This window comes from Mycolicibacter icosiumassiliensis, assembly GCF_900078685.2.
GTDB lineage: Bacteria > Actinomycetota > Actinomycetes > Mycobacteriales > Mycobacteriaceae > Mycobacterium > Mycobacterium icosiumassiliensis.
The window spans coordinates 3842330-3843338 of sequence record NZ_LT546166.1 but is presented as its reverse complement, the minus strand read 5'-3'; the positions used below and the strand labels follow the sequence as shown (position 1 = coordinate 3843338).

General features: G+C 70.1%; 1 protein-coding gene. It reads left to right on the top strand.

Going from position 1 to position 1009, the window contains the following annotated elements; all coding sequences use genetic code 11:
* Positions 1-875 (top strand): phosphopyruvate hydratase (eno, locus tag BN4346_RS42315; RefSeq protein ID WP_067975918.1); only part of this gene is annotated, 875 nt, incomplete at its 5' end.
* Positions 876-1009 lie beyond the last annotated feature (134 nt).

The following is a 1009-nucleotide window of genomic DNA, read 5'->3' as shown; positions in this document are numbered from 1 at the left end:
ATCTCCTGCCGGTGCCGATGATGAACATCCTCAACGGCGGCGCCCACGCCGACACCGGCGTCGACGTCCAGGAATTCATGGTCGCCCCGATCGGCGCCCCCAACTTCGCCGAGGCGCTGCGCTGGGGTACCGAGGTCTACCACTCGCTCAAGGCAGTGCTGAAGAAGCAGGGGCTGTCCACCGGGCTCGGTGACGAGGGCGGATTTGCCCCCGACGTCGCCGGCACCACCGCCGCGCTCGACCTGATCAGCACCGCGATCGAGGCTACCGGGCTGAAGCTGGGTACCGATGTCGCACTGGCCCTGGACGTCGCGGCCACCGAGTTCTACACCGAGGGCAACGGCTACGCGTTCGAGAAGCAGAACCGCACCGCGGCCCAGCTGGCCGAGTTCTACGCCAAGCTGCTCGACAGCTACCCGTTGGTGTCCATCGAAGACCCGCTGTCCGAGGACGACTGGGACGGCTGGGTGTCACTGACCTCGGCGATCGGGGACCGGGTGCAGCTCGTCGGCGATGACCTGTTCGTCACCAACCCCGAACGGCTCGAGGAGGGCATCGAGCGGGGCGCGGCGAATGCCTTGCTGGTCAAGGTCAACCAGATCGGCACGCTGACCGAGACCTTGGACGCGGTCACCCTGGCCCACCACAGCGGCTACCGCACCATGATGAGCCACCGCAGCGGCGAGACCGAGGACACCACCATCGCCGACCTGGCGGTGGCCGTCAGCAGCGGCCAGATCAAGACCGGCGCCCCGGCCCGGAGCGAGCGGGTGGCCAAGTACAACCAGCTGCTGCGGATCGAGGAGGAACTCGGCGACGCCGCCCGTTACGCCGGCGAGCTGGCCTTCCCCCGCTACGCGCCGGAGAGCAAGTAGCCGCCAGGGGCCGCTGCCATGTCCGATCCGAAACGGCCTGACAAACGGCGCGCCGCGAAGTCGCGGCCGGGCCGGGCCGGGGAGACGCGACGTGGCGGCTCGCGTCCCGCACCCGCGGGGCGCCGCGGGGCGGG